This is a genomic window from Erythrobacter sp. (assembly GCF_024305245.1).
Lineage (GTDB): Bacteria > Pseudomonadota > Alphaproteobacteria > Sphingomonadales > Sphingomonadaceae > Erythrobacter.
On record NZ_JAMWYX010000009.1, the window covers coordinates 24,534 to 49,020 of the forward strand.

The 24,487-nt window shown below is 65.5% G+C and carries 27 protein-coding genes and 1 tRNA gene; 11 read left to right on the forward strand and 17 right to left on the reverse strand.

The annotated features are described in order from the left end of the window. The first annotated feature begins 7 nt into the window (after positions 1-7). From Q0L48_RS12470 to Q0L48_RS12480, 3 genes are all read left to right on the forward strand, one after another. Positions 8-769 (forward strand): competence/damage-inducible protein A, encoded by a 762-nt coding sequence (locus Q0L48_RS12470; RefSeq protein ID WP_296721449.1) that lies wholly within the window; start codon positions 8-10, stop codon positions 767-769. 66 nt (positions 770-835) lie between these two features. Beyond that, complete coding sequence (locus tag Q0L48_RS12475) at positions 836-1,813, forward strand: hypothetical protein (RefSeq protein WP_296721451.1); 978 nt, start codon at positions 836-838, stop codon at positions 1,811-1,813. Positions 1,814-1,822: 9 nt separating this feature from the next. Beyond that, positions 1,823-2,731 (forward strand): GNAT family N-acetyltransferase, encoded by a 909-nt coding sequence (locus tag Q0L48_RS12480; protein ID WP_296721452.1) that lies wholly within the window; start codon positions 1,823-1,825, stop codon positions 2,729-2,731. On the opposite strand, the gene Q0L48_RS12485 is transcribed toward Q0L48_RS12480, so the two are convergent. The 4 genes from Q0L48_RS12485 to rplK all read right to left on the reverse strand — a co-directional run bounded on the left by Q0L48_RS12485 (position 2,720) and on the right by rplK (position 4,745). After that, positions 2,720-3,010, reverse strand: coding sequence for a hypothetical protein (locus Q0L48_RS12485; protein ID WP_296721454.1), 291 nt, complete (start codon positions 3,008-3,010; stop codon positions 2,720-2,722). The two genes, Q0L48_RS12480 and Q0L48_RS12485, sit on opposite strands and share 12 nt — an antisense overlap. A 104-nt stretch (positions 3,011-3,114) precedes the next feature. Then, complete coding sequence (locus Q0L48_RS12490; RefSeq protein ID WP_296721456.1) at positions 3,115-3,330, reverse strand: hypothetical protein; 216 nt, start codon at positions 3,328-3,330, stop codon at positions 3,115-3,117. A 286-nt stretch (positions 3,331-3,616) separates the two neighbouring features. Further along, positions 3,617-4,309 carry a 50S ribosomal protein L1 gene (gene rplA / locus Q0L48_RS12495; protein ID WP_296721457.1) on the reverse strand — a complete coding sequence of 231 codons (693 nt, stop codon included), beginning with the start codon at positions 4,307-4,309 and terminating at the stop codon, positions 3,617-3,619. Positions 4,310-4,313: 4 nt separating this feature from the next. Then, positions 4,314-4,745, reverse strand: a complete 432-nt coding sequence (gene rplK, locus Q0L48_RS12500; protein ID WP_296721459.1) for a 50S ribosomal protein L11 — start codon at positions 4,743-4,745, stop codon at positions 4,314-4,316. Between the two features lie 498 nt (positions 4,746-5,243). Between rplK and Q0L48_RS12505 the strand changes: the two genes are divergently transcribed. Further along, on the forward strand, positions 5,244-5,918 hold the full coding sequence (locus Q0L48_RS12505) for a PspA/IM30 family protein (protein WP_296721460.1): 675 nt from the start codon (positions 5,244-5,246) through the stop codon (positions 5,916-5,918). Positions 5,919-5,959: 41 nt separating this feature from the next. On the opposite strand, the gene Q0L48_RS12510 is transcribed toward Q0L48_RS12505, so the two are convergent. From Q0L48_RS12510 to secE, 3 genes are all read right to left on the reverse strand, one after another. Continuing rightward, positions 5,960-6,133, reverse strand: a complete 174-nt coding sequence (locus Q0L48_RS12510) for a hypothetical protein (protein WP_296721461.1) — start codon at positions 6,131-6,133, stop codon at positions 5,960-5,962. Positions 6,134-6,274: 141 nt separating this feature from the next. Next, positions 6,275-6,811 (reverse strand): transcription termination/antitermination protein NusG, encoded by a 537-nt coding sequence (gene nusG, locus Q0L48_RS12515; protein WP_296721463.1) that lies wholly within the window; start codon positions 6,809-6,811, stop codon positions 6,275-6,277. 49 nt (positions 6,812-6,860) lie between these two features. Next, positions 6,861-7,091, reverse strand: a complete 231-nt coding sequence (secE, locus tag Q0L48_RS12520; protein WP_296721464.1) for a preprotein translocase subunit SecE — start codon at positions 7,089-7,091, stop codon at positions 6,861-6,863. Between the two features lie 309 nt (positions 7,092-7,400). Between secE and Q0L48_RS12525 the strand changes: the two genes are divergently transcribed. Continuing rightward, positions 7,401-8,936, forward strand: a complete 1,536-nt coding sequence (locus Q0L48_RS12525; RefSeq protein ID WP_296721466.1) for a sodium:alanine symporter family protein — start codon at positions 7,401-7,403, stop codon at positions 8,934-8,936. A gap of 53 nt (positions 8,937-8,989) precedes the next feature. Here the strand turns inward: Q0L48_RS12525 and Q0L48_RS12530 are convergent. Further along, positions 8,990-9,065, reverse strand: a tRNA-Trp gene (locus Q0L48_RS12530). A 155-nt stretch (positions 9,066-9,220) separates the two neighbouring features. Between Q0L48_RS12530 and aat the strand changes: the two genes are divergently transcribed. Beyond that, positions 9,221-9,979, forward strand: coding sequence for a leucyl/phenylalanyl-tRNA--protein transferase (gene aat / locus Q0L48_RS12535; RefSeq protein ID WP_296721468.1), 759 nt, complete (start codon positions 9,221-9,223; stop codon positions 9,977-9,979). Here the strand turns inward: aat and Q0L48_RS12540 are convergent. The 4 genes from Q0L48_RS12540 to Q0L48_RS12555 are packed head-to-tail and all read right to left on the reverse strand — an operon-like array spanning position 9,877 to position 12,017. Continuing rightward, positions 9,877-10,416, reverse strand: coding sequence for a DUF2155 domain-containing protein (locus Q0L48_RS12540; protein ID WP_296721470.1), 540 nt, complete (start codon positions 10,414-10,416; stop codon positions 9,877-9,879). The genes aat and Q0L48_RS12540 overlap by 103 nt on opposite strands. Before the next feature lie 8 nt (positions 10,417-10,424). Beyond that, a complete protein-coding gene (locus Q0L48_RS12545; protein WP_296721471.1) occupies positions 10,425-10,853 on the reverse strand; it encodes an NADH:ubiquinone oxidoreductase subunit NDUFA12 in 429 nt (142 codons plus the stop codon). A 46-nt stretch (positions 10,854-10,899) separates the two neighbouring features. Next, entirely contained in the window at positions 10,900-11,424 is a 525-nt protein-coding gene (locus Q0L48_RS12550; RefSeq protein WP_296721473.1) for a DUF192 domain-containing protein, read from the reverse strand. Beyond that, the gene (locus tag Q0L48_RS12555; RefSeq protein WP_296721475.1) at positions 11,418-12,017 is read right to left on the reverse strand and encodes a RecX family transcriptional regulator; all 600 of its coding nucleotides are present in this window, start codon (positions 12,015-12,017) and stop codon (positions 11,418-11,420) included. The genes Q0L48_RS12550 and Q0L48_RS12555 overlap by 7 nt, the downstream gene beginning before the upstream one ends. A 208-nt stretch (positions 12,018-12,225) precedes the next feature. Between Q0L48_RS12555 and Q0L48_RS12560 the strand changes: the two genes are divergently transcribed. Beyond that, the gene (locus Q0L48_RS12560) at positions 12,226-13,959 is read left to right on the forward strand and encodes a fatty acyl-AMP ligase (protein WP_296721476.1); all 1,734 of its coding nucleotides are present in this window, start codon (positions 12,226-12,228) and stop codon (positions 13,957-13,959) included. Positions 13,960-13,983: 24 nt separating this feature from the next. Here the strand turns inward: Q0L48_RS12560 and Q0L48_RS12565 are convergent, their stop codons facing one another. Beyond that, positions 13,984-14,388 (reverse strand): hypothetical protein, encoded by a 405-nt coding sequence (locus Q0L48_RS12565; RefSeq protein WP_296721478.1) that lies wholly within the window; start codon positions 14,386-14,388, stop codon positions 13,984-13,986. Next, positions 14,385-16,034 carry a DUF389 domain-containing protein gene (locus Q0L48_RS12570; RefSeq protein ID WP_296721479.1) on the reverse strand — a complete coding sequence of 550 codons (1,650 nt, stop codon included), beginning with the start codon at positions 16,032-16,034 and terminating at the stop codon, positions 14,385-14,387. The genes Q0L48_RS12565 and Q0L48_RS12570 overlap by 4 nt, the downstream gene beginning before the upstream one ends. Before the next feature lie 213 nt (positions 16,035-16,247). Between Q0L48_RS12570 and Q0L48_RS12575 the strand changes: the two genes are divergently transcribed. The 3 genes from Q0L48_RS12575 to Q0L48_RS12585 are packed head-to-tail and all read left to right on the forward strand — an operon-like array spanning position 16,248 to position 18,604. Next, complete coding sequence (locus Q0L48_RS12575) at positions 16,248-17,471, forward strand: toxic anion resistance protein (protein ID WP_296721481.1); 1,224 nt, start codon at positions 16,248-16,250, stop codon at positions 17,469-17,471. Beyond that, complete coding sequence (locus Q0L48_RS12580; RefSeq protein WP_296721483.1) at positions 17,471-18,301, forward strand: hypothetical protein; 831 nt, start codon at positions 17,471-17,473, stop codon at positions 18,299-18,301. The genes Q0L48_RS12575 and Q0L48_RS12580 overlap by 1 nt, the downstream gene beginning before the upstream one ends. A 3-nt stretch (positions 18,302-18,304) precedes the next feature. Further along, entirely contained in the window at positions 18,305-18,604 is a 300-nt protein-coding gene (locus Q0L48_RS12585; RefSeq protein ID WP_296721485.1) for a polyhydroxyalkanoic acid system family protein, read from the forward strand. A 14-nt stretch (positions 18,605-18,618) separates the two neighbouring features. Here the strand turns inward: Q0L48_RS12585 and Q0L48_RS12590 are convergent, their stop codons facing one another. From Q0L48_RS12590 to Q0L48_RS12600, 3 genes are all read right to left on the reverse strand, one after another. Then, positions 18,619-19,422, reverse strand: a complete 804-nt coding sequence (locus Q0L48_RS12590) for a class I mannose-6-phosphate isomerase (protein ID WP_296721650.1) — start codon at positions 19,420-19,422, stop codon at positions 18,619-18,621. A 2-nt stretch (positions 19,423-19,424) separates the two neighbouring features. Continuing rightward, on the reverse strand, positions 19,425-20,468 hold the full coding sequence (locus Q0L48_RS12595; RefSeq protein WP_296721486.1) for a mannose-1-phosphate guanylyltransferase: 1,044 nt from the start codon (positions 20,466-20,468) through the stop codon (positions 19,425-19,427). Between the two features lie 94 nt (positions 20,469-20,562). Then, positions 20,563-21,288, reverse strand: a complete 726-nt coding sequence (locus Q0L48_RS12600) for a TonB family protein (protein ID WP_296721488.1) — start codon at positions 21,286-21,288, stop codon at positions 20,563-20,565. A 196-nt stretch (positions 21,289-21,484) separates the two neighbouring features. Between Q0L48_RS12600 and Q0L48_RS12605 the strand changes: the two genes are divergently transcribed. Then, positions 21,485-24,424 (forward strand): ATP-binding protein, encoded by a 2,940-nt coding sequence (locus tag Q0L48_RS12605; RefSeq protein WP_296721490.1) that lies wholly within the window; start codon positions 21,485-21,487, stop codon positions 24,422-24,424. Positions 24,425-24,487: the final 63 nt, after the last annotated feature.

Consider the following 24,487-nt stretch of genomic DNA (forward strand, 5'->3'; position numbering starts at 1 on the left):
CGTCTGCATGACATCTCCCGAAAAGATCTGGACCGCCGCGCTTGTCGTGATCGGCGATGAAATCCTCTCCGGCCGCACGCAGGACAAGAACATCGCGCAGGTCGCAAGCTGGCTGCAGGTGCAGGGCATCCGGCTGGCCGAAGTGCGGGTCGTGCCCGATATCGAGGCGCGGATCGTCGCGGCGGTCAACGAACTGCGGGCCGCCAACGACTATCTGTTCACCACCGGCGGGATCGGCCCCACGCATGACGACATCACCGTAGACGCCGTCGCCGCCGCGTTGGGCGTTCCGGTGGTCATCCACCCCGAAGCACGGGCGCTGCTGGAAAACTACTACGCGACCAAGGGCGGGCTTAACGAAGGCCGCCTGCGGATGGCCCGCGTACCCGAAGGATCGGAGCTGATCCCCAACCGCATGTCGGGCGCGCCCGGCATCCGGCGCGGCAACCTGTTCCTGATGGCGGGCGTGCCGCACATCACGGCTGGAATGCTCGATGCGCTCACCGGCCAGCTTGAAGGCGGCGCTCCGCTGTTGACCGAGACCATCGGCTGCTGGGTCGCCGAAAGCGAGATTGCCGATCTGCTCCGGCAGGTCGAAATCGCGCACGAAACCTGCCAGATCGGCTCCTACCCGTTCTTCCGCGAAGGCCGGGTGGGCGCCAATTTCGTGGTGCGATCCACCAGTGCGGAGGATCTGAGGCGCTGTTGCGACAGCCTTGCCAGCGGGCTGGTCGCCAGCGGACATACGGTAACGCCCGGCGGAATCTGACCTTCGCGCCTGCCAAAGAGACATCATCACGCGGTCTTAACCCTTTGCCTTTAGTGGCTTTGCGCCATGACCCGCGTCTATATCACTATCGACACCGAGTATTCCTCGGGGCTCTATACCGGGCCGGGACCGGCTGACCGGGCGGAAAACTACGCCCGTTCGATCGCCTGCATCACGCCCCAGGGCGCTGCGGGCATTACCCACAAGATCGATCTGCTGAACGAATACGGCCAGAAAGCGGTGTTCTTTGTCGATCCCATGCCCGCGCTGGTGTGGGGCGTAGCGGCGATCGAGGATATTGTCGGCCCGCTCATCGCTGCCGGGCAGGACGTGCAGTTGCATTGCCATACCGAATGGCTCGGACTGGCGGGCAGCGCCAATCCGCTGCCGTCGAAACGGACCGGCCGCAACATCGCCGATTTTCCCTTCGAGGAACAATGCCAGATCCTCGAATACGCCCGCGCGACGCTGATGGCGGCGGGCGCGCCGGAGCCCGTTGCGTTCCGTGCGGGCAATTACGGAGCGGATGACAATACCTTGCGCGCGCTGGCGGCAATCGGCCTCGCCTATGATTCGAGCCATTGCCCGGCGCTCGCGGGCGGCGATTGCCGGATCAGCCTCGGCCCCGAAGACCGCGACCCCGTACTGCATCATGGCGTGATCGAGGTTCCCGCCGGCACCATCGGCACGATGAGCGGCGGGCAGCGCCACGCCCAGATCACCGCGCTGACCCTTGCCGAGATGCTCGCCGCGATCCGCCATGCACGCGACGGCGGGCAGGAAAGCTTCACGCTGGTCAGCCACTCCTTCGAACTCATCAATCGTCGCCGGATGGCGGTGAACCGCATCGTCCGCCGCCGCTTTGCCGGGCTGGTGCGCGCCCTCGCCACCATGCGCGGGGTTCAGACCGCCACCTTCGCCGATGACCCGCCGCCGCTGCCGGCACTTGGCGGCAATAGCCAACCGCTCCCCGCCAGTCCGATACGCACCGGCATGCGGTTGGCCGAGCAGATGGTCTCGAACTCGCTCTACGGCGCGCTTTAGGGCCGGACGATGGCAGAGGCGCGTCAGGTCGGGATTGATTTCACCATCGGTGCGCGCCGATTGGCCGTGGTCCCGCGCAGCCTTGCCACCTGGAGCTTCGGCCTCGAACAGGTGCTCGCCCGCGACCTCCCAGATCCGCCACTGCCCGGCCCGGACGGCGTGCGCGTGTTGTCGGCCCCGACCGAACGACTAGACGAACTCGCCGCTCGCCTCCCGGGCTTTGTCGCGGGGGGCCGGCAGGATTATCGCCGCCACTATATCGACATGGGGCAGAGCTTTGCCGATTACCTCGCGCAGTTCTCGGGCAAGACCCGCTCGACCCTGCGGCGCAAGGCGCGCAAACTTGCCGAAGAGACCGGCGGCTACACCATCACCGACCATCGCAGCCCGGCCGAGATCGAGCGCTTTCTGACTGCCGCCCTGCCCTTGTCCGCGCGCACCTACCAGGCCCGGTTGCTCGATGCCGGTTTGCCCGACACCCCTGTTGCGCGCCGCGCCATGCTGGAGGCGGCCGAGGATGACCGGATGCGCGCCTTCCTGCTCCACGCCAGGGGGCAGGCAATCGCCTATCTTGCGCTACCCGTGGCGGGCGAGACTCTGGTCTATGCCCATCTCGGCTATGATCCCGATCACGCCCGCCTGTCGCCCGGCACAGTGCTGCAGATGGACGCGCTGGAGCTGCTGTTTGCCGAGGAGCGTTACCGCTGGTTCGACTTCACCGAGGGCGAAGGCGCGCACAAGGCGATGTTCGGCACCCACTGCGCGGCCTGCACCAGCCTGATGCTGCTGCGCCCGACGCTGGCCAATCGCGCCTTGCTGATGTCGCGGGGGGCGTTTGACGCGGGGGTGGCGCAGGCCAAGGCGCTGGCGGTCAAATCCGGTGCGCTCGGGCGGATCCGGGCAGGCTTACGCGCCTGAGCGCGGATCGCGATCGGGGTTGGCCGCACGCCGACGATTGCTGATCTGCTTGCGAAACCGCTCCTGCATCGCCCGCCGTTCGGACGGGTACGCCCCGCCGAGCAGTCCGAACCGCAGCGCCAGATACAGCCACACCGCAGCGAACACGCCGAGCAGCGCGCCTGCCGCCAGGCCAAGGCGAAGATCGTAATGCAGGATCAGCGCAAAGGCAGCGATGGCGAAACCGATGACAAACCACTTGGGATCGAGAAACGACCCGTCGTCGGGGGAAGCGCCCATCCGATTATCCTTTTTATGAGCGCGCCGGGAGAGGATGCCGTGGCGCGAACTTGTCACCTAAGATGGTGATACAGTTCAGGAAAATCAATGGGTCAAACGGCCCCTTAGCGGGTGTCGTGCGCGCGTTCCTCGCGCTGGCGGTGGGTCGCTTCTTCCGCCTTGCGCAAGTTGGCGCGACTGGCGCGGCGGTTGACGATCCAGCCATAAAGCATGGCGATGAGCAGCAGGGCGGCACCGACCGGAGGGGCCAGCCGGGCATCGGTGAGATAGACCGCGACAAGGATCGCAATCGCGGCGACGATGATGACGGCTTTGATCATGGGATACTCCTTCCCTCTGATCAACGCGGCAGGGCGCGCGCATGATCCGGCTTCGAAGACCGCCCGTCGCGGCCCCGCCGCCGCCCGACGCAAAAGGGGCCGGACGCACACGGCATCCGGCCCCTGAATGCGCCGCAAGCGGCGCTGTAGGAAAGTGCTCCGATCAACTGACGCGCCTCTCGATCCCGCAGGGACCGCAAGGCCAACCGGCCGCCCGCCGCGATGCTGCCGTCAGGTAGCATGAGCGAGGAAAGGCGAGCGCGGATGCGCTCGCCTCCCGAACAGATTACGCTCCTTCGACCTCGGCGAGGTCGACCTTGAGGCCCGGGCCCATCGACGAGGTGAGCGAGATCTTCTGGACATATTTGCCCTTAGACCCGCTCGGCTTGGCTTTCACCACCGCCTCGGTCAGCGCCTTGAAGTTGGCCATCAGCGCGTCATCGGAGAAGCTCAGCTTGCCGATGCCGGAGTGGATGATGCCCTGCTTTTCCACGCGGAATTCGACCTGGCCGGCCTTGGCATCCTTCACCGCCTGTTCGACATTCGGGGTCACCGTGCCGAGCTTCGGGTTCGGCATCAGCCCCTTGGGGCCGAGCGTCTTGCCCAGACGGCCGACGATACCCATCATGTCGGGCGATGCGATCACGCGGTCGTAATCGAGGTTGCCCGCCATCATGTCTTCCATCAGGTCTTCCGCGCCGACCTTGTCAGCCCCGGCAGCCAGCGCCTTTTCAGCGTTGTCGCCGCGCGCGAACACGGCCACGCGCACGTCCTTGCCGGTGCCCGACGGCAGCGACACCATGCCGCGCACCATCTGATCGGCGTGACGCGGATCGACGCCGAGGTTCATCGCGACTTCGACGGTTTCGTCGAACTTGCGCTTGAACTGGCGCAAAGTGGCCAGCGCTTCCTCAACCGAATAGAGCTTCTCGCGATCGAGATTGGCCATTTCCTTGGCCTGCTTCGAAATCTTCACCATCGGATTAGCCCTCCACCACTTCGAGGCCCATCGAACGGGCGCTGCCTGCGATGATCTTCATCGCCTGATCAATGTCGTTCGCGTTCAGATCGGCCATCTTGGCTTCCGCGATTTCCTTGATCTGCGACTGCTTGATGGTTCCGGCCGAAATCTTGCTGGGCTCCTTCGAACCCGACTTCAGGCCAGCCGCCTTCTTGAGGAAGTAGGACGCCGGCGGGGTCTTGGTGATGAAGGTGAACGAGCGATCCGCATAGACCGTGATCACGGTCGGGATCGGCATGCCCTTTTCCATTTCCTGCGTCGAGGCGTTGAATGCCTTGCAGAATTCCATGATGTTCACGCCGCGCTGACCCAGTGCCGGGCCGATCGGCGGCGAGGGAGTCGCAGAGCCCGCGGGCACCTGCAACTTGATATAGCCTTCAATTTTCTTGGCCATGAGGCCTTACTCCTATCGCACTATTGCCCCGTTCTTTCGACCCGCCCGTCCTGAGCTTGTCGAAGGAGGCTCATGTTGAGCGGTCAAACGCCTCTGCTTGTGCATTGCAGCGGCTCCCGCACGGAATCGCTGCACCCGAGGGCCAGCGAAGGCGCGCGCATAGCGGTTTGGGGGCGGAATGCAAGGCTGCTCTGCCTGAACGGCGTTCAGCATTGCCGCTGGGTTGCCGAAGTAGGAGACACATGAGACACTGTCCAGGAAGCGAAAAGCTGCCCCCGATTTGGCGCTTCGGCGCACGCACGCCGTGACCACATCAAGAGAGCGGGGAACAAGACGTTCGATGCACATTCCTGCGCCTTATCGCCGCGCAGGCCGGTAGGAAAATGGTTGCGTCAGCGTGACCCGCCGCGACCGGCCGATGGCTTGTTATTCACTGCGTCTTCAATCATTAACTTCCATCATGCTACGCCAAACCGGTCAGGCCAGTCAGGGGCAATCATGATCACTATCGCCATTCGTGCACGCCAAATCGTTTCGAGCAATGTCGACAGCCTTGTCAGCAAGGCGGGCGAGCCGCGCAAGATGCTGCGGCTGCTGCAATCCGAGATCGAGGAAGCGCTGATCGCGCTCCACGGCGATGCCGCCAAGGCGCGCCGCCAGCAAACCCGCTTGCACGATACCGCCGCACGGTTAGCTGCCGGGGCCGAAGACTGGACCGGCAAGGCCAAGATTGCCGTCGATCACGGACGCGAAGACCTCGCCCGCGCGGCCTTGCTTACCCGCGAGGCCGAGCGCGCAAAGGCTGCGGACGCTACCGCCGCTGCTGCCGCGCTCGATTCGCAGATCGCGGACGCCAATGCCGTGATCGCCGAGCTCGAGGCCAAGCGCGCCGTGATCAGCGCCCGCATCGCCGACCTTGTTCAGCCCGAAACGTCGGAACGGCGCATGGCGGACGCCCAGCGCGAAACCCATATCGACAGGCGGATCGACCGGATCGAGGCGCTCGAACGCCGCGCCGGATTTGCCGATGTCCCGGCCGGCGCCCCCTCGCCCGCATCGCTGGATGACGAAATTGCCGGCTTGCAGCAGTCCAGTGCGATCGATGCGGAACTGGCAGCGATGAAGGCAGCGCCCGCTCCGGCAAAGAAGGCGGCGGGCAAGAAGCGCGGCTGAGGGGATTCGGTTCGCCAATCCGCTGACGCCATTTCCGGCAATCAAACTGCGCGCGGCACCCGCAGACCCTTTGTGCGGCTGGTGAGGTGGAACGCGCGGCACAGCGCGCACTTGTAGGCGCGCAAGGTGGTATCGGCCCGTAAAGCCACGGCATCGGCCTCCTCACGGGTGGCGAAGCGGCGCTTGCGCTGACAGATGCCGAGGCTGGTTTTCACGAACGGGTCATACCTAAGCCGTTTGGCGATTAACCGGCTTCGCCAGAAGTCGCGAGCGCACGCGCGCGAGCCGCAGGCGCTCTGGCGCGCAGCGCCAGAAACCGCGCCGAGGACGCGCCCGCGGAGGCGGGCGCGAAAAACCTACTTCGCCAGTTCGACCTGTTCGAAGTCCAACTCGACCGGGGTTGCGCGGCCGAAGATCGACACGCTGACCTTGACCTTGGCCTTGTCGAAATCGAGCTCTTCCACGATGCCGTTGAAGCTGGCGAAGGGGCCATCGAGCACCTTGACCGAATCGCCGATTTCGTAATCGACGCTGATCTCGCGCTTGGGCGTGGACTGGGCTTCGGCGACGCCGCCGAAGTAGCGCGCGGCTTCTTTTTCCGAGATCGGCTGCGGCTTGTTGCCCGATCCGAGGAAGCCGGTGACCTTGGGCGTGTTCTTGACCAGGTGATAGACATCATCGGTCATGTTCAGCTTGGCCAGCACGTAGCCAGGCATGAACTTGCGTTCGACCTGCACCTTTTTGCCGCGCTTGACCTCGGTGATGGTCTCGGTCGGGACCTGCACTTCCTCGACCCCTTCGGACAGGCCGAGCCGGTCGGCCTCGGAAATGATCGCGTCGCGAACCTTGTTCTCGAAACCCGAATAAGCGTGAATGATGTACCAGCGAGCCATGGATTGTCCTTGGAATGACGTCTGACGGGCAGCCCTGCAGGGGCGCGAATTACTTCAGCAGGCCGATCGCTGCGCCCACCAGCGCGGCAAAGGCGCTGTCGATGGCGAGGAAGAACAGCGACAGGATCACCATGAAGATGAACACGAAGATCGCCGTGCGCACCGTTTCGTCGCGGGTCGGCCACACGATCTTCGCGGTTTCGGCACGCACCTGGTTGACGAATTCCGCCACCGAGGTCTTGCGCTTCTTTTCTTCGGTCACATTCTTCTGCTCGGCCATCTGAGCCTCGTTCCTTCGGTAGTGCCTGCGTCTTCGCCGGTCGGCTTTCAGGTAGGGGGCCGCGCCGTCCGGGACAAGGTCTCGGAGGGGCTGGATGATTGCCGATGTCGGGAAGACCGCGCCCCTTTACGTCCGGCGCACAGCAAATGCAAGATGATGCTCGCATGCATCAGCCGGTGCGCCGATAGCGGAAAAGAGGGACGGCAGGGCTAGGCAAGGCGAAAGCGCGGCTCTAGCGTGCACGCCCTGACACATCACGGCTTCGGCAACGGGTTTGCATGAGGCCGCAACTTCGGGGATCACATCAACATGGCAGCAGGCAGCACGATGTCGCTGGGGGAGCGGCTGGTCGCGCCCGTCACCAATGTCTCGGACTTCATCTGGGCGGGCACGTGGAACGGGGTGGAACTGCTGCCCTTCCCGCCGATGACGATCATCCTGCTGGGCATCGGCCTGTGGATCATGGTCGGCCTGAGGTTCTATCCGATCGTCAAGCTGGGCAGCGCCTTTGCCGGGCTGTTCGCCAGCCGCAAGGGTTCGGGCGCGGGCGAGATCAGCCCCTTCGCCGCGCTCTCCACCGCGCTGTCGGGGCAGGTCGGCACCGGCAATCTGGCGGGGGTCGCCACCGCGATCGCGCTGGGCGGTCCGGGCGCGATCTTCTGGATGTGGATCACGGCCCTGTTCGGCATGGCCTTGGCCTTTGCGGAAGGCAGCCTTGCGATTCGCTATCGTGAACGCACCGCCGACGGCGTCTATCGCGGCGGGCCGATGACCTACATCATGATGGGCCTCGGTCCGAAGTGGACGTGGCTGGCGGTGGTGTTCTGTATCGGCACGCTGTTTTCCGCGCTGGTCACCGGCAATTCGATCCAGGCCAACGAAGTCGCTAGCGGCCTCAACGAATTGTTCGGGTGGGAACGCTGGTTCGGCGGCGCCGTGGTCGCGATTGCGGTGTTCATCGTCATCATCGGCGGGATCAAGTCGATCGGCACCGTCGCGGAAAAGGTCGTGCCGTTCATGGCGGCGACCTATATCGTCATGGCCCTGATCGCGCTGGCGCTGAACTTCGGCGATTTGCCCGAAACCTTCAGCCGCATCTTTGCAGGGGCATTCAACTTCCAGAGCGCTAGCGGCGGGTTCGCGGGCGCGGCGCTGATCCTCGCACTGCGCGCGGGGGTGGCGCGCGGCCTTTTCTCGAACGAGGCGGGTCAGGGTTCGACCGCGATGGCCCATGCCGTCGCCCAGACCGACGATCCCGAACTGCAGGGCCGCATGGCGATGATGGGCACCTTCATCGATACCATCATCATCTGCACCATGACCGCGCTGGTGATCCTGACCGTGCAGGGCGACTTCGCCTATCAGGGGCAAAGCGTCGAGCACGTGTGGCAGTCCGACCTCGGCACCACTGCGATGAGCGGGTTCGTGACGACATCCGGCGCGTTTGCCGCGGCGTTCCCGTTCCCGATCGCGGGCATCCCGCTGGGCACACTGGTCGCTTCGGTCGCGCTGATCCTGTTCGTGTTCACCACGCTGCTGACGTGGAGCTATTACGGCGAACGCGCGATCACCTTCCTGTATGACCGCATCCCGGGCGCAAGCCGCCGCGGCGAAAAGGCGCTGCATATCGGCTGGCGGGTGCTGTGGTGCGCAGGCATCTATGTCGGCGCGACTCAGCCTTCGCAGCTGGTCTGGCGGCTGGGCGACATCTCCAACGCGGCGATGGCGCTGCCCAACCTGCTGGCGCTGCTGATGCTGTCGGGCGTGGTGTTCGCGCTGTCCCGCGGGAATCGCACAGCCGGCAAGGACCATACCGCCGATGCGCCGGTGGAGCCGGCGGAATAGTAAAGGCCAAGACGGGAAGCGCTTGAACCCGCGGAGGCGGGTTCGCAAGAAAATGGCAGGGGTGTGCGGACTCGAACCGCAGGCCCTCGGTTTTGGAGACCGATGCTCTACCAACTGAGCTACACCCCTGCAGCGCGTCGGAGCGGTGCCTTTATCGAAGGCTCCCGGGATAGGCAATCCTCTTTGCAGGCCTCTTTGCAGGCTGGCCTCATCGCAAAGGGCTGACCTTCAGGCCTCTGCGTGCTGGCATCGCGGGCCGGTCGCATGTATTGTGGAGTGCAGCCATGCATGCCCCTCTTCGCCCTCCTATCCCGGTCGAAACCTTGCTGCTCGCCTATCGCAGCGGCATTTTTCCGATGGCCGACCGGCGCGAGGATACCGAAGTGTTCTGGGTCGAACCGCGCGAGCGGGCGATTTTGCCGCTGGACGGGCTGCATATCTCGAAATCGCTGCGCAAGGTGCTGCGCAGCGACGGCTTCACCGTCACGCTCGATCGCGCCTTCGAACAGGTCGTCCGAGCCTGCGCCGAGCCGCGCGCGGATCATCCCGAAACCTGGATCAGCGAGCGTATCGTGCAAAGCTATGTCGGCCTGCACCGCGCCGGCCATGCCCATTCGGTCGAATGCTGGGTGGACAGCGCGAGCGGCGAGCGCACGCTGGTCGGCGGGCTCTACGGGGTCAGTTTCGACCGTGTGTTCTGCGGGGAAAGCATGTTCAGCCGCGCGCCCAACGCCAGCAAGGTCGCGCTGGCATGGCTGGTGGCGCTGCTGCGGCAGGCGGGATTCGCGCTGCTCGATTGCCAGTTCATGACCGAACACCTGCGCACGATGGGGGCGATCGAGATCCCGCAGCGCGATTACCGTCGCCGCGTCGATCTGGCGCATGGTCGCCCCGCCACCAGTCTCGGCACGGCATGGCGATACTTCAGCGAGGGCGCAGGTTACGCGCCCGGTGCAGGAGCTGGGGTCGGCGATGCAGCGGGCCCGGCCGCAGCATCCTCGCCCGGCCAGCGCATCGCGCAATCCTTGACCCAGACATCATAGACCGGGTGTTCGACCACGTTGAGGCTGGGCGATTCGCGGAACAGCCAGCCGGAGAACACACGGGCATGGCTGTCGCTCCCGCGCTCAAGGATATCGACCTGCACGAACGCACCGGTTTCCTGCGGCAGTTCCCATGGCGCGGTGCGCTCGCAGGCGGACAGGCGGACGATCACCGGGCCAATCTCGGCGCTCTCGCCCGGCTTCAGGATGATGTCCTGCGAGACATTGTTGCGTTTGTTCAGCAGGCCGAGCGTCGCGACCCGCTGATCCATCGGGGTGGTGCCATTATCGCTCACCGCACCCTCGACCGGCGGCGCCGAAGGGGTGTCGACCGGCGAATCCAGCGGAACGTTCGCGGTTTCGGGCTCGCCAGCGCTATCGCACGCGGCAAGCGCCAATGCGCAGACCAGCGGCGCAGCAGAAAGCGAAAGCCGCATGGCCCGCGTCAGCCTTCGGTGCTGCCGGGCGTCCACGCCTCGTAATCGCCCACCGCGCGGGCGCGCTTGCCGCCGCGCTCCAATGCGCCTTGCGGGAAATAGGCTTGGCGTGTGCCGGTCGCGTTGGGGGTGTAATCCACTTCCCACACCTTGGGCGGGGGCAGATGGCTTTCGGGCACTTCGTCATAGGTGCCGTGCAGCCATCCGTGCCATTCGGACGGCACGCAACTGGCATCATTGACGCCTGCATAGATCACCCAGCGCTTTCCGCGTTGGGTGTAGGAGCCGTTATTCGCCCCGCCCTTCGCCTTGGCGCGGTAATATTTGTTACCCGCGGCATCGGTGCCGACATGCTCGCCGCCCGCGCGGCTGGCCCAGAGGTGCGTGCCGATGGTGGCACCGTCCCACCAGGTGAAGATTTTTGCGAGAATTCCCATGGCCGCAGCGCCTAGCGGAATTGGCGGAGAGCGCCAAGGAGGAAGATTAGCGAGGCAAGGCGTATTCGACTTTGTCCCCCGGCACGATCCCCAGTTCCGCTGCCCGCCCTGCGCGCAGTTCGAGCACTGCGGAGGCCACTCCCGAGGATGCCACCGAATCGAGCGAATAGGGCACCGTATTGGCTGCGATATTGGTGATCCGTCCGTCCGGCCCGACAAAGATGATGTCGAGCGAAAGCGGCGTATTCTTCATCCAGAAGCTGCGCGGTTGTGGCACCGCCGAAGGAAACAGCATCCCTTCATTATCGCCCAGCTCGGTGCGGAACATCAGCCCCTTGTTCTGCGCCTGCGGACTGGCGGCGAGTTCGACCTTGAACGGCAGGCGCTTGTCACCGCGCATGACCACCAGATCGATCACCTCCAACCCCGAGACCGGGTGGCGAGCGACCTCCGCGCTCGTGGCGGCAGCCGGTGTCTGCGCCCGTGCCGTGGCGGTTTCGCCCGGCGAACATGCCGCCAGCGTTCCCACCGCGATCAGTCCGACCGACTGCCTGATCATGCGCGTTACCATGTGCCTTCGATCCCTTCCTCGTCCGCGGCTTCTTCCAGCCATTGCGTGACATCCTCCTCCCGGCTTGCGGCAAGGATGAAACGCACGTGTTCATACTGGTGGCCTGCGCGCAGCATTGCTGCAACGGCTTTCTCGTGCGCCTTGCGCCGCGCCAGCGGGTCGCTGCTGACCTCGCGTCCGGCGCCCCACGGGCCGATTCGCTTTTTCTGCGCCATCAGCGCGGCGGCCTTGCGGTTCGCGCTTTCGCCGGGGGCGGTGTCTTGCCGGATGCCCTCGTCGACACCAGCGGCCCACAATGCTTGCTCGACCCGCCGTCCGCCATATCCGCGCGCGCCCAGATCGCGTGCCCGTGCGCGGGCATAGGCGGCATCATCGACATATCCCAGTTCGACCAGTCGGGCGATCAGAGCGGGAATGTCGATCCGCGCCTCGCGCCCATCCGCATCCGTCGCGGTGCCGCGCTCTCGCAATTTGCGCAGCAGATAGGCCTCCAACCGCGCCCCGGTGCTGGCGAAACGCGCGGCATAGGACAGCGCCAGATCGCGCAAGGCGGCCTCGTCCAGCGGCGGCTTGACGCGCTTTTCGCCCCGCACCCGGCGGGGTCGATCCTCTGCGGCATCACTACCGCGGGATGACGAATTCGCTTTACCTGAAACCATTTCGCCTTATTCGTGCCACTTTCCTTATCAATGCGGACAACTGGACAGGGCCGGATTATGCCCGGCACAACGGGGCAATGCCAGAGCGCAGCAGGAGAATTCCCTCGATAAGCGCCGCAACTTACGGGTATCGCGATAAACTATGACCGACGCCGTTTTGACGCCGACGCCGAATGATTGCGATCTGCCGCGGATTCGCGCGCAGTTCGCCACGTTCAACGATGCGATCGACTATGCCGCGAAAAGCCGCAAGGGGCTTAATTTCCACGATATGCGCGGTGAATTGGCGCGGGTCTATCCCTATGCCGAAATGCGCGAGGATGCGCTGGCGATGGCGCGCCGTCTGGTCGCAGCCGGGATCGGCAAGGAAGACCGCGTCGCGCTGATCGCGGAAACCGGGGCGGAGTTTGCCGCTTTGTTCTGCGCCTGCGTCTATGCCGGGGCGTGGCCGGTGCCGCTGCCACTGCCGACCACCTTCGGCGGCAAGGAAAATTACATCGACCAGCTGGCGGTACAATTGGTGAGCTGCGACCCCAAGCTGCTGCTCTATCCGGCGGAAATCACCGAAATGGCAGAGGCCGCCGCCGCGCGGCAGGGCTGCAATGCCGAAAGCTGGCAGGATTTCGCCGCCCGGCCTGCGCCCGATCACCCGCTGCCCGAAGCCAGCCCGGAGGACATCTGCTACCTGCAATATTCCAGCGGATCGACCCGTTTTCCCACCGGCGTGGCGGTGACCCACAAGGCGCTGCTGCACAATCTCTACGGCCACTCCACCACCATGGAACTGGGCGAAAATGACCGCTGCGTCAGTTGGTTGCCGTGGTATCACGACATGGGGCTGGTCGGCTGCCTGCTGTCGCTGATCGCCAATCAGGTGTCGGGCGATTACCTGAAGCCCGATGCCTTCGCCCGCCGTCCGCTGGCGTGGCTTGACATGATCAGCCGCAATTCGGGCAACACGCTCTCCTATTCGCCGACCTTCGGCTACGACATCTGTGCGCGCCGCATTTCCAGCCAGAGCCAGGTCGCCGAACGGTTCGACCTGTCGCGCTGGCGGATTGCGGGCAACGGCGCGGACATGATCCGTCCGGACGTGATGCAGAACTTCGTCAACGCGTTCGCGCCTGCCGGGTTCAAGGCTTCGTCCTTCACCCCGTCCTATGGTTTGGCCGAAGCGGTGCTGGCGGTGACGGTGATGCCGCCGGGCGAAGGCATCCGGGTCGAACTGGTCGAGGAAGAACGCCTGTCGGGCGCGCCGCGCGATCTGTCGCGTCCGGCCCGCTACCGCGCCATCGTCAATTGCGGCAAGGCGCTGCCCGACATGGAGGTGGCGATCCGCGGAGAGGACGGCCACAGCCGCACGGATCACCAGATCGGCAAGGTGTGGTGCCGCGGGCCGAGCGTGATGCATTCCTATTTCCGCAACGCCGAAGCGACCGAGGATTGCCTCGTCGACGATTGGCTCGACACCGGGGACATGGGCTACACCGCCAATGGCTATCTGTTCATCGTCGGCCGGGCGAAGGACATGATCATCATCAACGGCAAGAACCACTGGCCGCAGGATATCGAATGGGCGGTGGAACAGCTGCCCGGCTTCAACCACGGCGATATCGCGGCGTTCTCGATAGAGATGGAAAACGGCGAGGAAGCGCCCGCCGTGCTGGTGCATTGCCGCGTGTCCGATCCGGTCGAACGGGTGAAACTGCGCGAACAGATCGCCGACAAGGTGCGGTCCGTTACGGGCATGAGCTGCATCGTCGAACTGGTGCCCCCGCGCACCCTGCCACGCACGTCGTCAGGCAAGCTCAGCCGCGCCAAGGCGAAGAAGCTGTATCTGGCGGGCGAAATCGTGCCGATCCAGCTGGCGGCGTGAAGGCCCGGCCCGACCGGGTCTAGTCTAGGCCAGCTTGAACGGCTCCAGAAACACGCGCGCGGTCTTGGTCGGCTGCCGCGCCGACCAGATCTTCTCGGCGAATGACTGCGTGTGCTTGTGCTGGTCGGCGAGGAACGCATACAGCTGATCGTGCGGAACCAGAAACCAGTCCCGCCGCGCGGTGTGGTTCCACGGCGCATCGGGAAACAGCATCCAGGTATCGCGTTCGCCATAGCGGTGCCAATCCACGGTCAGACGGCTTTTCAATTGCACCGCGATCAGTTCCCCGTCGGCGCGGCGCAGCACCAGATCCTCACCCTCCACATCGGCTTCGGGGCGATAGACCCGGTAACCCGCGCGGATCAGCCGCGCGGTCGCCTCCGCGCGATTGGCCGCTTCGATGAGGGGCGATGGCAGAGTGCGCTTCACTCCGCTTCCGGCGCCCAGCGCGCACGAACCGGGCCGGAGCCGCTGAGCAGATCGACGGTGACGCCCTGTTTGCGAAGCTCGGCTTCGGCCTGTTCGGCCGCCTCTTCCTCGCCGGTCAGCACCACGGCGCGGTCAAGCCGCTGCGCTGCCCACGCGATCACTGCCAGGGCTTCGCTGCCCTGCGCGTTCGGCCCGTCTTCGCCGAACGGGACGGCCTCCGGTAACGCGGCTCTGGGCGGGATCAGCTCGATCGTCCATTCGGGCTCGGTCGCGCTAATCCGCTGTTCGAGTGTGCGATAGGCGGCAAGGCCCGCATCGCCGAGCCGCCGCGATCGCACCAGCGCGTGGCGGCGGCTGCGGTCGATCAAGACGTCGCTTTCGGGCACCCCGGCAGCGAGCGACAACCGGACGGCAAGCGATTTGAGGCGCTCGTCTGCGGCGGCCTGTTCGCGCGCGCGGGTCGCGGAAAGCTGCGCCCGCTGGGCCGCGCCTGCCCCAGTCTCGGTCTGCGTCTGGGTCAGGGTCAGCGCCACCGGGCGGCCCAGCCGATTGCTCAGCGCGCGGGCGATTTCACTTTCCGCATCGGGCCGGATCACCGGCGTGAACATGATCGCGCTGACATTCAGCGGTGCGGACGAGAAATCGATCTGCAGCGCATCGAGCTGCGCGGGCCCATCGAACCGCTCGCGAATGGCATCGCTGACGATCCGCTGGGCATTGGTTTCCCACGCGATCTGTTGCAGCGAAAAGCCCAATGGCACCGCCAGCCCGATGAACACCGTCAGCAAGGCGACGTTCTGGAACATCGTATTGCGCGCGCTCAGCGAGTTGCGGAAACCATACAGCTTGGCCATCACGAAGGCGGTGAGCGCAATGGTCAGCAAGTTGGTGACAAACAGCAGCAGCGATCCGGAAAACACCGTCCAGTTCCAGGTCGCAAGGCCAAAGCCGACCACCGCCAGCGGCGGCATCAAGGCGGTGGCGATCGCCACGCCCACGATGGTGCCTTCGCGCCCGCGGATCATCGCATAGGCACCGGCAAGCGCCGAGAACAGCGCCACGAACAGATCGAACAGATTGGGCCGCGTGCGGGCGGCGATTTCCTCGGTGATGGTCTGGATCGGCGAGAGATAGACCAGCGCGCCGCACAGCAGCACCGCCATCAGGCTGCCCAGCAGCAGCGTGCGGCCGCACTGCTTGATCCAGTCCCAGTCCCCGATGGCGAGCGCAAAGCCCAGCCCCATGATCGGCCCCATCAGCGGCGACAACAACATCGCCCCGATCACCACCGCAGGCGAGGACAACAGCAGGCCGAGCACGGCGATCCCGCCGCTCATCGCGGTCATGAACAGGTATCGTTCGGACAGCGAGCCATCCTCGCGCCGCCGCTCGATCACTTCGGCCTGATCGACTTGGCCGACGACCTTTTCCACCCACCGCGTGCGGACGAATTCGATCAGCTCGGTCAGCGAGGACTGGACATTGGCGGTTTCCGCAGAGCCGGAGCCGGAGCGTGCGGCGCCCTTCGAGGCTTCGTCCCGACTGCCGTTCGCGTCGGTTTCGCGTTCCCGGACGAGCGCGACATCCTCGGCGCCGATGTCGGCTCCCGGCTGGGGAGCGGTCTGGGAACGGGGCGTGTCGATCATCGGCGTGCCTTCATGAAATGCCTCAACACCATCGCCCTAAACCGCGGATGGATAATTGCCAATCGCCCCGCACTTTACCGCAACAGCAATGGACGCGGGACGCCGATCCGGAGTAGCGTGCAAGCCGAACTTGAAAGGTGTGTTTTAGATCACTAATACAGTCGATATCGTCCCGCGCGAACAGCGCCGGCTGACAGGGAGCACGAGACAGGCATGAGCACCGAAAACCAGACGGCGACAGCGACCGCCACCGCCAAAGAATTTTCGCTCACTCCGCCCGATCCGGTGCCGAACGTCGCGCCCGAACAGGCGATCGGGCTGGTGCCGGTTAGCACCGAACAGAAAAGCAAGCTCGACACCAAGGTCAATGCCTTCGTCGATGATCTGGTCTCGGCCGATGCCAATTCACCGGCGTTCGGCGAGAAGGTCGATCAGATCACCCGCATGGGACAGGAACAGATCCGCGCCGCATCGGCTATGTCGAACCGCTTCCTCGATCGTCCGGTGCGGGCGATGGACGGCGATGGCACCGTGGGCAAGGATCTGGCCGAACTGCGCCGCACGGTCGAAGATCTCGATCCGGGCCGCAAGGGCAAGCTGTCCGGCCCGCGCAAGATCCTCGGCATCATCCCGTTCGGCAACAAGCTGAAGAACTATTTCGACAGCTACACATCGGCGCAGGGGCATATTTCCTCGATCCTCACCCGGCTGGAAAGCGGCAAGAAGGAACTCCACCTCGATAACGCCGCGATCGATACCGAGCGGCAGAAGCTGTGGGCGGCGATGGGCGAGCTGGAGCAGATGATCCACATCGCCAAGACGCTCGACGCGCGGCTGGAGGCGAAAGCGCTCGAACTCGACAGCAGCGATCCGGCCAAGGCCAAGGCGCTGCGCGAAAGCGCGCTGTTCTACGTCCGCCAGCGCACGCAGGACTTGCTGACGCAGATGGCGGTGAGCGTGCAGGGCTACCTCGCGCTCGATCTGGTCAAGAAGAACAACATCGAACTGGTGAAGGGCGTGGATCGCGCCAGCACCACCACCGTTGGCGCGCTGCGCACGGCGGTGACGGTGGCGCAGGCGATGACCAACCAGCGGCTTGTGCTGGGGCAGATCACCGCATTGAACAAGACCACCAGCGACATCATCGATTCGACCAGCACGTTGCTGCGCGAACAGACCGCGCAAATCCACGAACAGGCGGCGTCCAGCACGATCCCGCTGGAAACGCTGCAACGCGCCTTCCAGAACATCTATGACACGATGGACGAGGTCGACAATTTCAAGGTGCGCGCGCTCGATTCGATGAAGCAGACGGTGACCACGCTGTCGGCCGAAGTCGAGAAGTCGAAGGGCTATATCGCCCGCGCCGAAGGACAGGCGCAGGCGCAGGCCAAGGTCGCCTCGCAGACCCCGTCGCTGCTTGCGCTGGATAAGTAATGCCCGACACGACCCGCGAATCCGACCGTATCCTGCGTGAGGCCAAGACCAGCCTCGCGGTGCAGCGAGATGGCGGCACGCACCGGCCTGCGCGCGGGAGCATCGGGCGCGGGTCGGCGGAGCTGAAGCGCAAGAATCTGGTGAAGCGCGCCAAGGGCTTGGGCGCAACACTGCTGGCGATCATCGCTGCGGTGATCGCAGCCGGGATCGTGATCGGCGGGATCGGGTTTGCCGGTGTGATGCTCGCGGTGGCGGCAGTGGTCGCGGCGGTGCTGTTCTTTGCTTTCGTACCCAAGGCGAAAACCCCCAAGCGCGCCGAACTCACCCTCGGCAACCCGCAGCAGATGGTGGCGCGTACCGAATTATGGCTGGAGGCGCAGCGCCCGGCCCTGCCCCCGCCCGCGCAAGGGATCGTCGATCAGCTTGGCGTACAGCTGGACGCGTTAGGGCTGCAATTGCAGACCATCGATGCCGCACACCCGGCGATGGCGGAAGTGCGCGAGCTAGTGGGCGAATATATCCCCGAGACGATCGATAATTACCGCAAGGTTCCGGCCCAGCTGCGTCAGGAGCAGCACGCGGGCCAGACCGCCGACGAGCGCCTGACCGCCAGCCTCTCCAAACTTTCGGGCGAAGTCGACCGCGTCACCCGGCGGCTGGCCGAAGGCGCGCTTGACGATCTGGCGATCAAGAGCCGCTATCTCGAATACCGCTATGGCGGGGCCGAGGCGCTGGAAGATATGCGCGAAACCGCGCCGGACACGGGCGTGCCGCTGCCGGATTTTTCGCCCGATCTCTCGGTCGCACCCAAGACGAAGCAGGAACGCTGAACGATGCGCGTAACGCTGACCCATGATCTCACCCGCGAAGAAGTGCGCCGCCGGATGCGCGCCCATGCCGATGAAATCGCAGGATTCTTTCCCCCTGGGCTGGCGAGCGTCACCACCACCTGGAGCAGCGAAGACCGGATGGATATCGCCGCCGAGGTGATGGGCTTCACGATCCCCGGCGGGGTCGAGGTAGGCGATAACGAGGTGGTGATCGAAATGGACCTGCCGATGCTGCTCAGCGTGATGCGCGGCCCGCTCGAACATGCGGTGAAGAAGGAAGGCAAGCGCCTGCTCGCCCCCTGATCGGCTGGCGGAGCCTATGCCGCCCGCACCAGTAACGTCACTTCGGCGCCGCTGAAATCGAGGCTGGCGAGGCTTTCCGCATACAGGCACTCCCCCGCTCCGGCGCGCGCCGGGCTATCCCGCGATGCCACTTCGCCCGCCAGCGGCAGCGCCAGCAGCGCGCCTGCAAAGGCGGCATGGGTCGCCGCATCGGGCGCACCTTCGACCCGGTCGAGCCGGAAATACGGCGCATCGAACAGCACCTGCCCGCGCTCCTTCACACGGCCGCGGTGTTCCGCGGCATAAGGCACGCCCCGTGCCACAGCCAACCCGCGTTCGAGATGCAGTTCGCGCGGACGGCCATAATCGTACAGGCGAAAGGTGGTGTCGCTGTTCTGCTGCACTTCGACCAGTGACAGGCCCGGCCCGATGGCGTGAACCGTGCCTGCGGGCAGATAGAACAGATCGCCCGCCTGCGCCGGATGCCACGTGAGCAGCTGTTCGATCGTCCCGTCCCGCGCGGCGGCATCAATCTCCTCCGGCGTCACCGTGCGCTCGAACCCGATCGCAAGCCGGGCACCGGGTTCTGCGTCGAGGATCAGCCAGCATTCCTCCTTGCCAGCCTCGCCCGGCAGAGCCTCGGCATTGGACGGATGCACCTGTACCGAAAGCTTCTCCGAGGTGAACAGATATTTGACCAGCACCTGCGGCAGTTCGGGCGGCGGTTCGAACCAGATTTCGCCGATCCGTTCGCCTTCAGGCGCGTTAAAGGCGTCAGGCAGATGCTCGCGGCCCCAGACCTTGGCGACCATGCGGGTGGGAAGCTGGCGGGCGGCCATCGTCACTGGTTCACCGCGCCTGGCAGTTTGCCGACACGCTGCGCGCCGTCCCGGGTGGTGACCAGCACTTCGTCGCCGGACACGATGATGCACAGGTCTTCCAGGCCCACCGCCGAAATACGCGGGCCGTCGGTCAGCGCAAAGACGCCGCGGCACTGATCGAGATCGACCGGCCCGCCGCGCGCGACATTGCCTTGCGCATCCGCCGTGTCCGCCAGCGCATCGGCGAGCGCGGCCCAGTTGCCGATGTCGGACCAGCCCATGCTGGCCGGCACCATCGCTGCGCGCGCGGTGTTTTCCATCACCGCGTAATCGATCGAATCCCCTTCGATCGCGTTAAAGGCTGCAGGTGCCGGGTGGAACCGTGCGCCATCTTCGCGCCCTTCGGCCACCGCCTGCTTCACCAGCCGCGCCATATCCGGGCGATAGGCGCCCAGTTCATCCAGCAGATGCCCTGCCCGAAAGGCGAAGATTCCGCCGTTCCAGCTGAACCGGCCGCTGGCGAGGTATTCCTGCGCGTGCGCCAGATCGGGCTTTTCGACGAACCGAGCGATGGCATTGCCGCCCGGCAACGGCTCCCCCCGTTCGAGATAGCCATAACCGGTTTCGGGCCGATCGGGCGCGATGCCGAACGACACGAGGTAATCCTGACGCGCCAACTCGGCCGCCGCCAGCGCAGCGGCGCGAAAAGCGGCAGAATCGGCAATGTGGTGATCGCTCGGGCACACCAGCATCACCGCATCCTCCGGCAGTAGCGCAGAGGCGAGCGCGATGGCGGGCGCGGTGTTGCGGGCGGAAGGCTCCACCACCAGCCGCGCGCCCGATGCATCGCCCAGCTGCGCCATGATCAGATCGCCATGCGCCGCGCCCGCCACCACCATCGGCGGGGCAAAGCGATCATCCCCGGCGACGCGGCGCACGGCCTGTTCGAACAGGGTTTCATCGCTCACCAGCGGCAGGAACGGCTTGGGCAGGGCCTTGCGACTGAGGGGCCAAAGCCGCGTGCCGCTGCCGCCGCACAGGATGACCGGATGAATGGCTGTCACTTGGGGATTCCTCGCTTTGCGTCGCTATATCAGATGACGTTCGGGAAACGAGTCTGCGCCGCCTCTTATTCCATGCCTAACGCCGAAACCGTCATCAGAACCACCGTTGACGCCAATAGAACGGCGCGGCAACCGGATTGCCTGCGCTGTCCATCGCCGGACGGAAGCCGAGCCGCGCCTCGACCAGCTGGCAGGTGAGGCGATCGGCCTCGGGGTCGGGACTCGGGCGATAGATGCTGCAATCGCGCGCGCGCCCGTCTGCCCCCACGATCACGCGCACGATCACTTCGGTGCCCTGCCGCGCGCTTCGTCCGCCCTCGGGCACCGGAAAATCGCGGGCATTGTCGATGCTGCCGGAAATGTGCACCGGCTTGCTCACCGCCACCCCGCCCTGCCCACCGCCGCGATTTCCGCTGCCGGTGCCCAACCCGCTGCCCGCAGCCCCGGTGCCTGCGCCAGCTTCGGTCGCGCCTGATCGGGTGGCGGTGCCGGTGGATGAGGCGCGCGGCCGGGGCGGTTCCTCACGCAGGTTTCTGGGCGGCGTTGGCTGCGTTACCGGCTGCGGCACGGCTTCGCGTCCGGGATCGCCCTGTGCGCCCTCGTCGGGCTCGGGCTGGTTTTCGGGCGGCGGCGGATCAGGCGGCGTGGTGACGGTAACGGTGAAGGCCGACACCACCCGATCCTCGACCGACGCGGTGAAATCGGGCGCGAATGCGCTGGCGAGACCATACAACCCGGCCACGTGCAGCAACACGATGCCCGCCAGCAAGGGCACGCTGGGACGGCGACGACGGCGACGAAAGCCGCTGCGCCCCGTCATTTGGGCATCCGGATCAATTGCGATTACCTCCGTTTCGGGCGAGGTTCTAACGGAAAACCGACGCGAAATCCTATAGTAGGCTAATGGATTTTGGCGATGGAGCCCAAGGATCGATCGCGCGACGACTCCTGTTCGGGGTGCGGGGCATGATAGCCCGGACACTATCAGCGATCCCGCAAGCCGGGATGGCGCGGCTGTGCGCCTGCAGCTCAAACATCTTGACGATCCGCCACATCTGCCCCTGTCCCCGCCGCAGCGTTCCTGGCTCGCTTCGCTGCGGATCGCGGCCGGACCGATCGATCGACCTGCGCTCATTGCAGCGCTGACCGGCGGCGCCGGCTTTTTCCTACTCGCCTGCATCAGCCTGATGCTGGCGCGCGGCGGAGACATGGTGACGCCGTTATGGCTGCCCAATGCGGTGGCTGTAGTCGTGCTGCTGCGCGTCCGGCTGAGCAATGAATGGCTGTTCCTGACGCTCACCTTCGTCGGCGGGCTGTCCGCCAACATGGTCGCGCAATTACCGGCGGAGATGGCGCTGGTGTTCTCCATCGCCAACACGGTCGAGATCGCACTGGTTCTGGCCCTGACCCGGCAAAGCGGGGGCAGGCCATGCGACATGAGTCGGCTGTCGGATCTGGCGCGCTTCGTCTGGGCGGGCGGGCTGGTCGGCCCGCTGATGTCGGGGCTGCTGGCCGCGCCGGTCATGGCCAGCGATCTTGCAGGATTGCGCGAAGGGGCGGTGACCTGGTTCCTGACCGACAGCATGGCGATGGTGCTGATCGTTCCCGCCTGCCTGCTGCTGATCGATCGGCTGCGCGGCACGCTGCCCCCGGCGCCCGCGCGCCCGCTGGAACAGTTCGCGCTGCTGCTGGGCGGCATGACCTGCGCGGTGCTGGTGTTCAATCAGGCACCCTACACGCTGATCTTCCTGATCCAGCCGATCACTCTGCTCCATGCGTTCCGGCTCGGCAGCCTTGGAACCGCCGTGCATGTGACCGGCGTCGCGCTGGTGGCGGCTGTGATGAGCTGGGCGGGGCTCGGCCCGATTGCAGCAGCTTCGGGCGAGGGTATCGCGCAGCTGCACCTGCTGCAGGCCTTCATCGCCGCCAATTTTCTCACCGGCCTGCCCGTCGCCGCGATCCTTGCCGGACGTGACCGGATGATGGCCCAGCTCGAAGCGGGTAAGCGGCAGGTGGATCTGCTGGCCGACAACATCACCGACGCGGTGCTGCGCTATGATCTTGACGGGGTGTGCACCTATGCCTCCCCCTCGGTGCGCGACGTGACGGGCGCGGCGCCCGAAGCGATGATCGGCAAACGGTTTACGGCCCGGCTGCATCCCGAAGCGCGCGACCGGGTGGTGCTGGCGTTCGGACGGCTACGCGACGGCACTTCCGACAAGGAGCGCGTGACCTACCGCCGGTTTCAGGACAGTCCCGATGGTACGCAGGTGTTTCTCGAAGCCGATTGCGCGGTCATCCGCAATCCTGAAACCGGGCTTCGCGAAGGCGTGGTGGTGGCCGCGCGCGACGTGACCGAGCGGGTCGAACTGGAATTGCTGCTGACCCGCGCCCGCCGCCTTGCCGAAGATGCGGCTCAGGCCAAATCGGACTTCCTCGCCAACATGAGCCACGAAATCCGCACGCCGATGAACGGGGTGCTGGGGTTTGCCGAGCTCCTGCTTCAGGGCGATCTCGACACCGATCAGCGGCGCCACGCCGATATGATCGTGCAATCGGGCCGGTCGATGATGATGCTGCTCAACGACGTGCTCGATTTCTCGAAGATCGAAAGCGGCCAGTTCACCATCGATCACGCCCCGGTCGATCTGCACGCCACCCTGGCGGAATGCGCTGCGCTGCACCGTTACGCGGCGCAGCAAAAGGGGCTGACGCTGGAATTCGCCTTCGACTGCGGCGACGCTGCCGATGGCCGCTTGGACGACGAGCGACGGCCTTGGATTGTTACCGATGGGCTCAGGCTGCGCCAGATCATGCTCAATCTGCTCGGCAATGCGATCAAGTTCACCGGTGCGGGCAGTATCCGCCTCACCTACGGCGTGAGCGAGAGCGAAGTGTGCATCACCGTTGCCGATACCGGCATCGGCATCGGCGCCGCCCGCTTGGAGACGATCTTCCAGCCGTTCATTCAGGGTGAAAGCAACATCGCGCGGCGTTTCGGCGGCACCGGGCTGGGTCTGTCGATCAGCCGCCAGCTGGCGACCCTGCTCGGCGGGCGTATCACGGTGACGAGCGAGCCGGGCCAAGGATCGCGCTTCACGCTTTCGCTGCCCGCCCGACTGGTCAGCCCGGATACCGCGTCCGAAAAGGTCGAACCGGCCGAACCGCGCAAGCTGCCCACCGCCGCCGCGCGCATCCTGCTGGTCGAGGATCACGATATCAACCGCATGCTGATGACCGATATGCTCGAAAGCTGCGGGCAGGAGGTCGAGATTGCGCATGACGGGAACGAGGCGATCGCCATGGTCATCGACAGCATGATGCGCGGCACGCTGTTCGATCTGGTGCTGATGGATGTGCAGATGCCCGGCTGCGATGGCTATGCCGCCACCCGCGCGATCAGGGCAGAAGGCATCGGTCCTGACCTGCTGCCGATCGTGGCGCTTACCGCCAATGCCTTCCCAGAGGATGTCTCTGCTGCCCGCGCGGCGGGGATGCAGGCGCATCTGGCCAAGCCGATTGCGCTGGCCGATCTGGCGCGGGCGCTGCAACGCTGGCTGCCGACCCGGATTGTCGAAACTCCGCCGAACGGCGCGGCTCTGCTGCCCAAACCCACGGCTGCCAGCAGGGTTTCGCCGCGGCTAGTCGCCCGGTGGGAAACACGCAGACATGAGGCGATCAAGGCGGTGCGACTGGCCCTGCAAGACGGGACACTGTCCGCTGAGCAGGCCGCGTCTCCGGCCGCGCAAAAGCTGGCGACGCTGCTGCACAAGCTCGCCGGCAGCGCAGGCATGTTCGGGGAACCGGGCTTGGGGGACAGCGCGGGCGCGCTCGAACGGGCGCTGACGAGCGGACAGAGCGGCGACACCGGCGTAGCGCTGGCGCGCGCGATGCTGGCGCTGGCCGACCGCCCCGATAATGCGCGGCCGCGCAAGGTCGGCAGCGCAGCAAGCTGAGAGGTGCGGGCGCGCTGCCTCGCACCCAAACGCCCCCAACACAGACGGCCCCGCCCAAACACC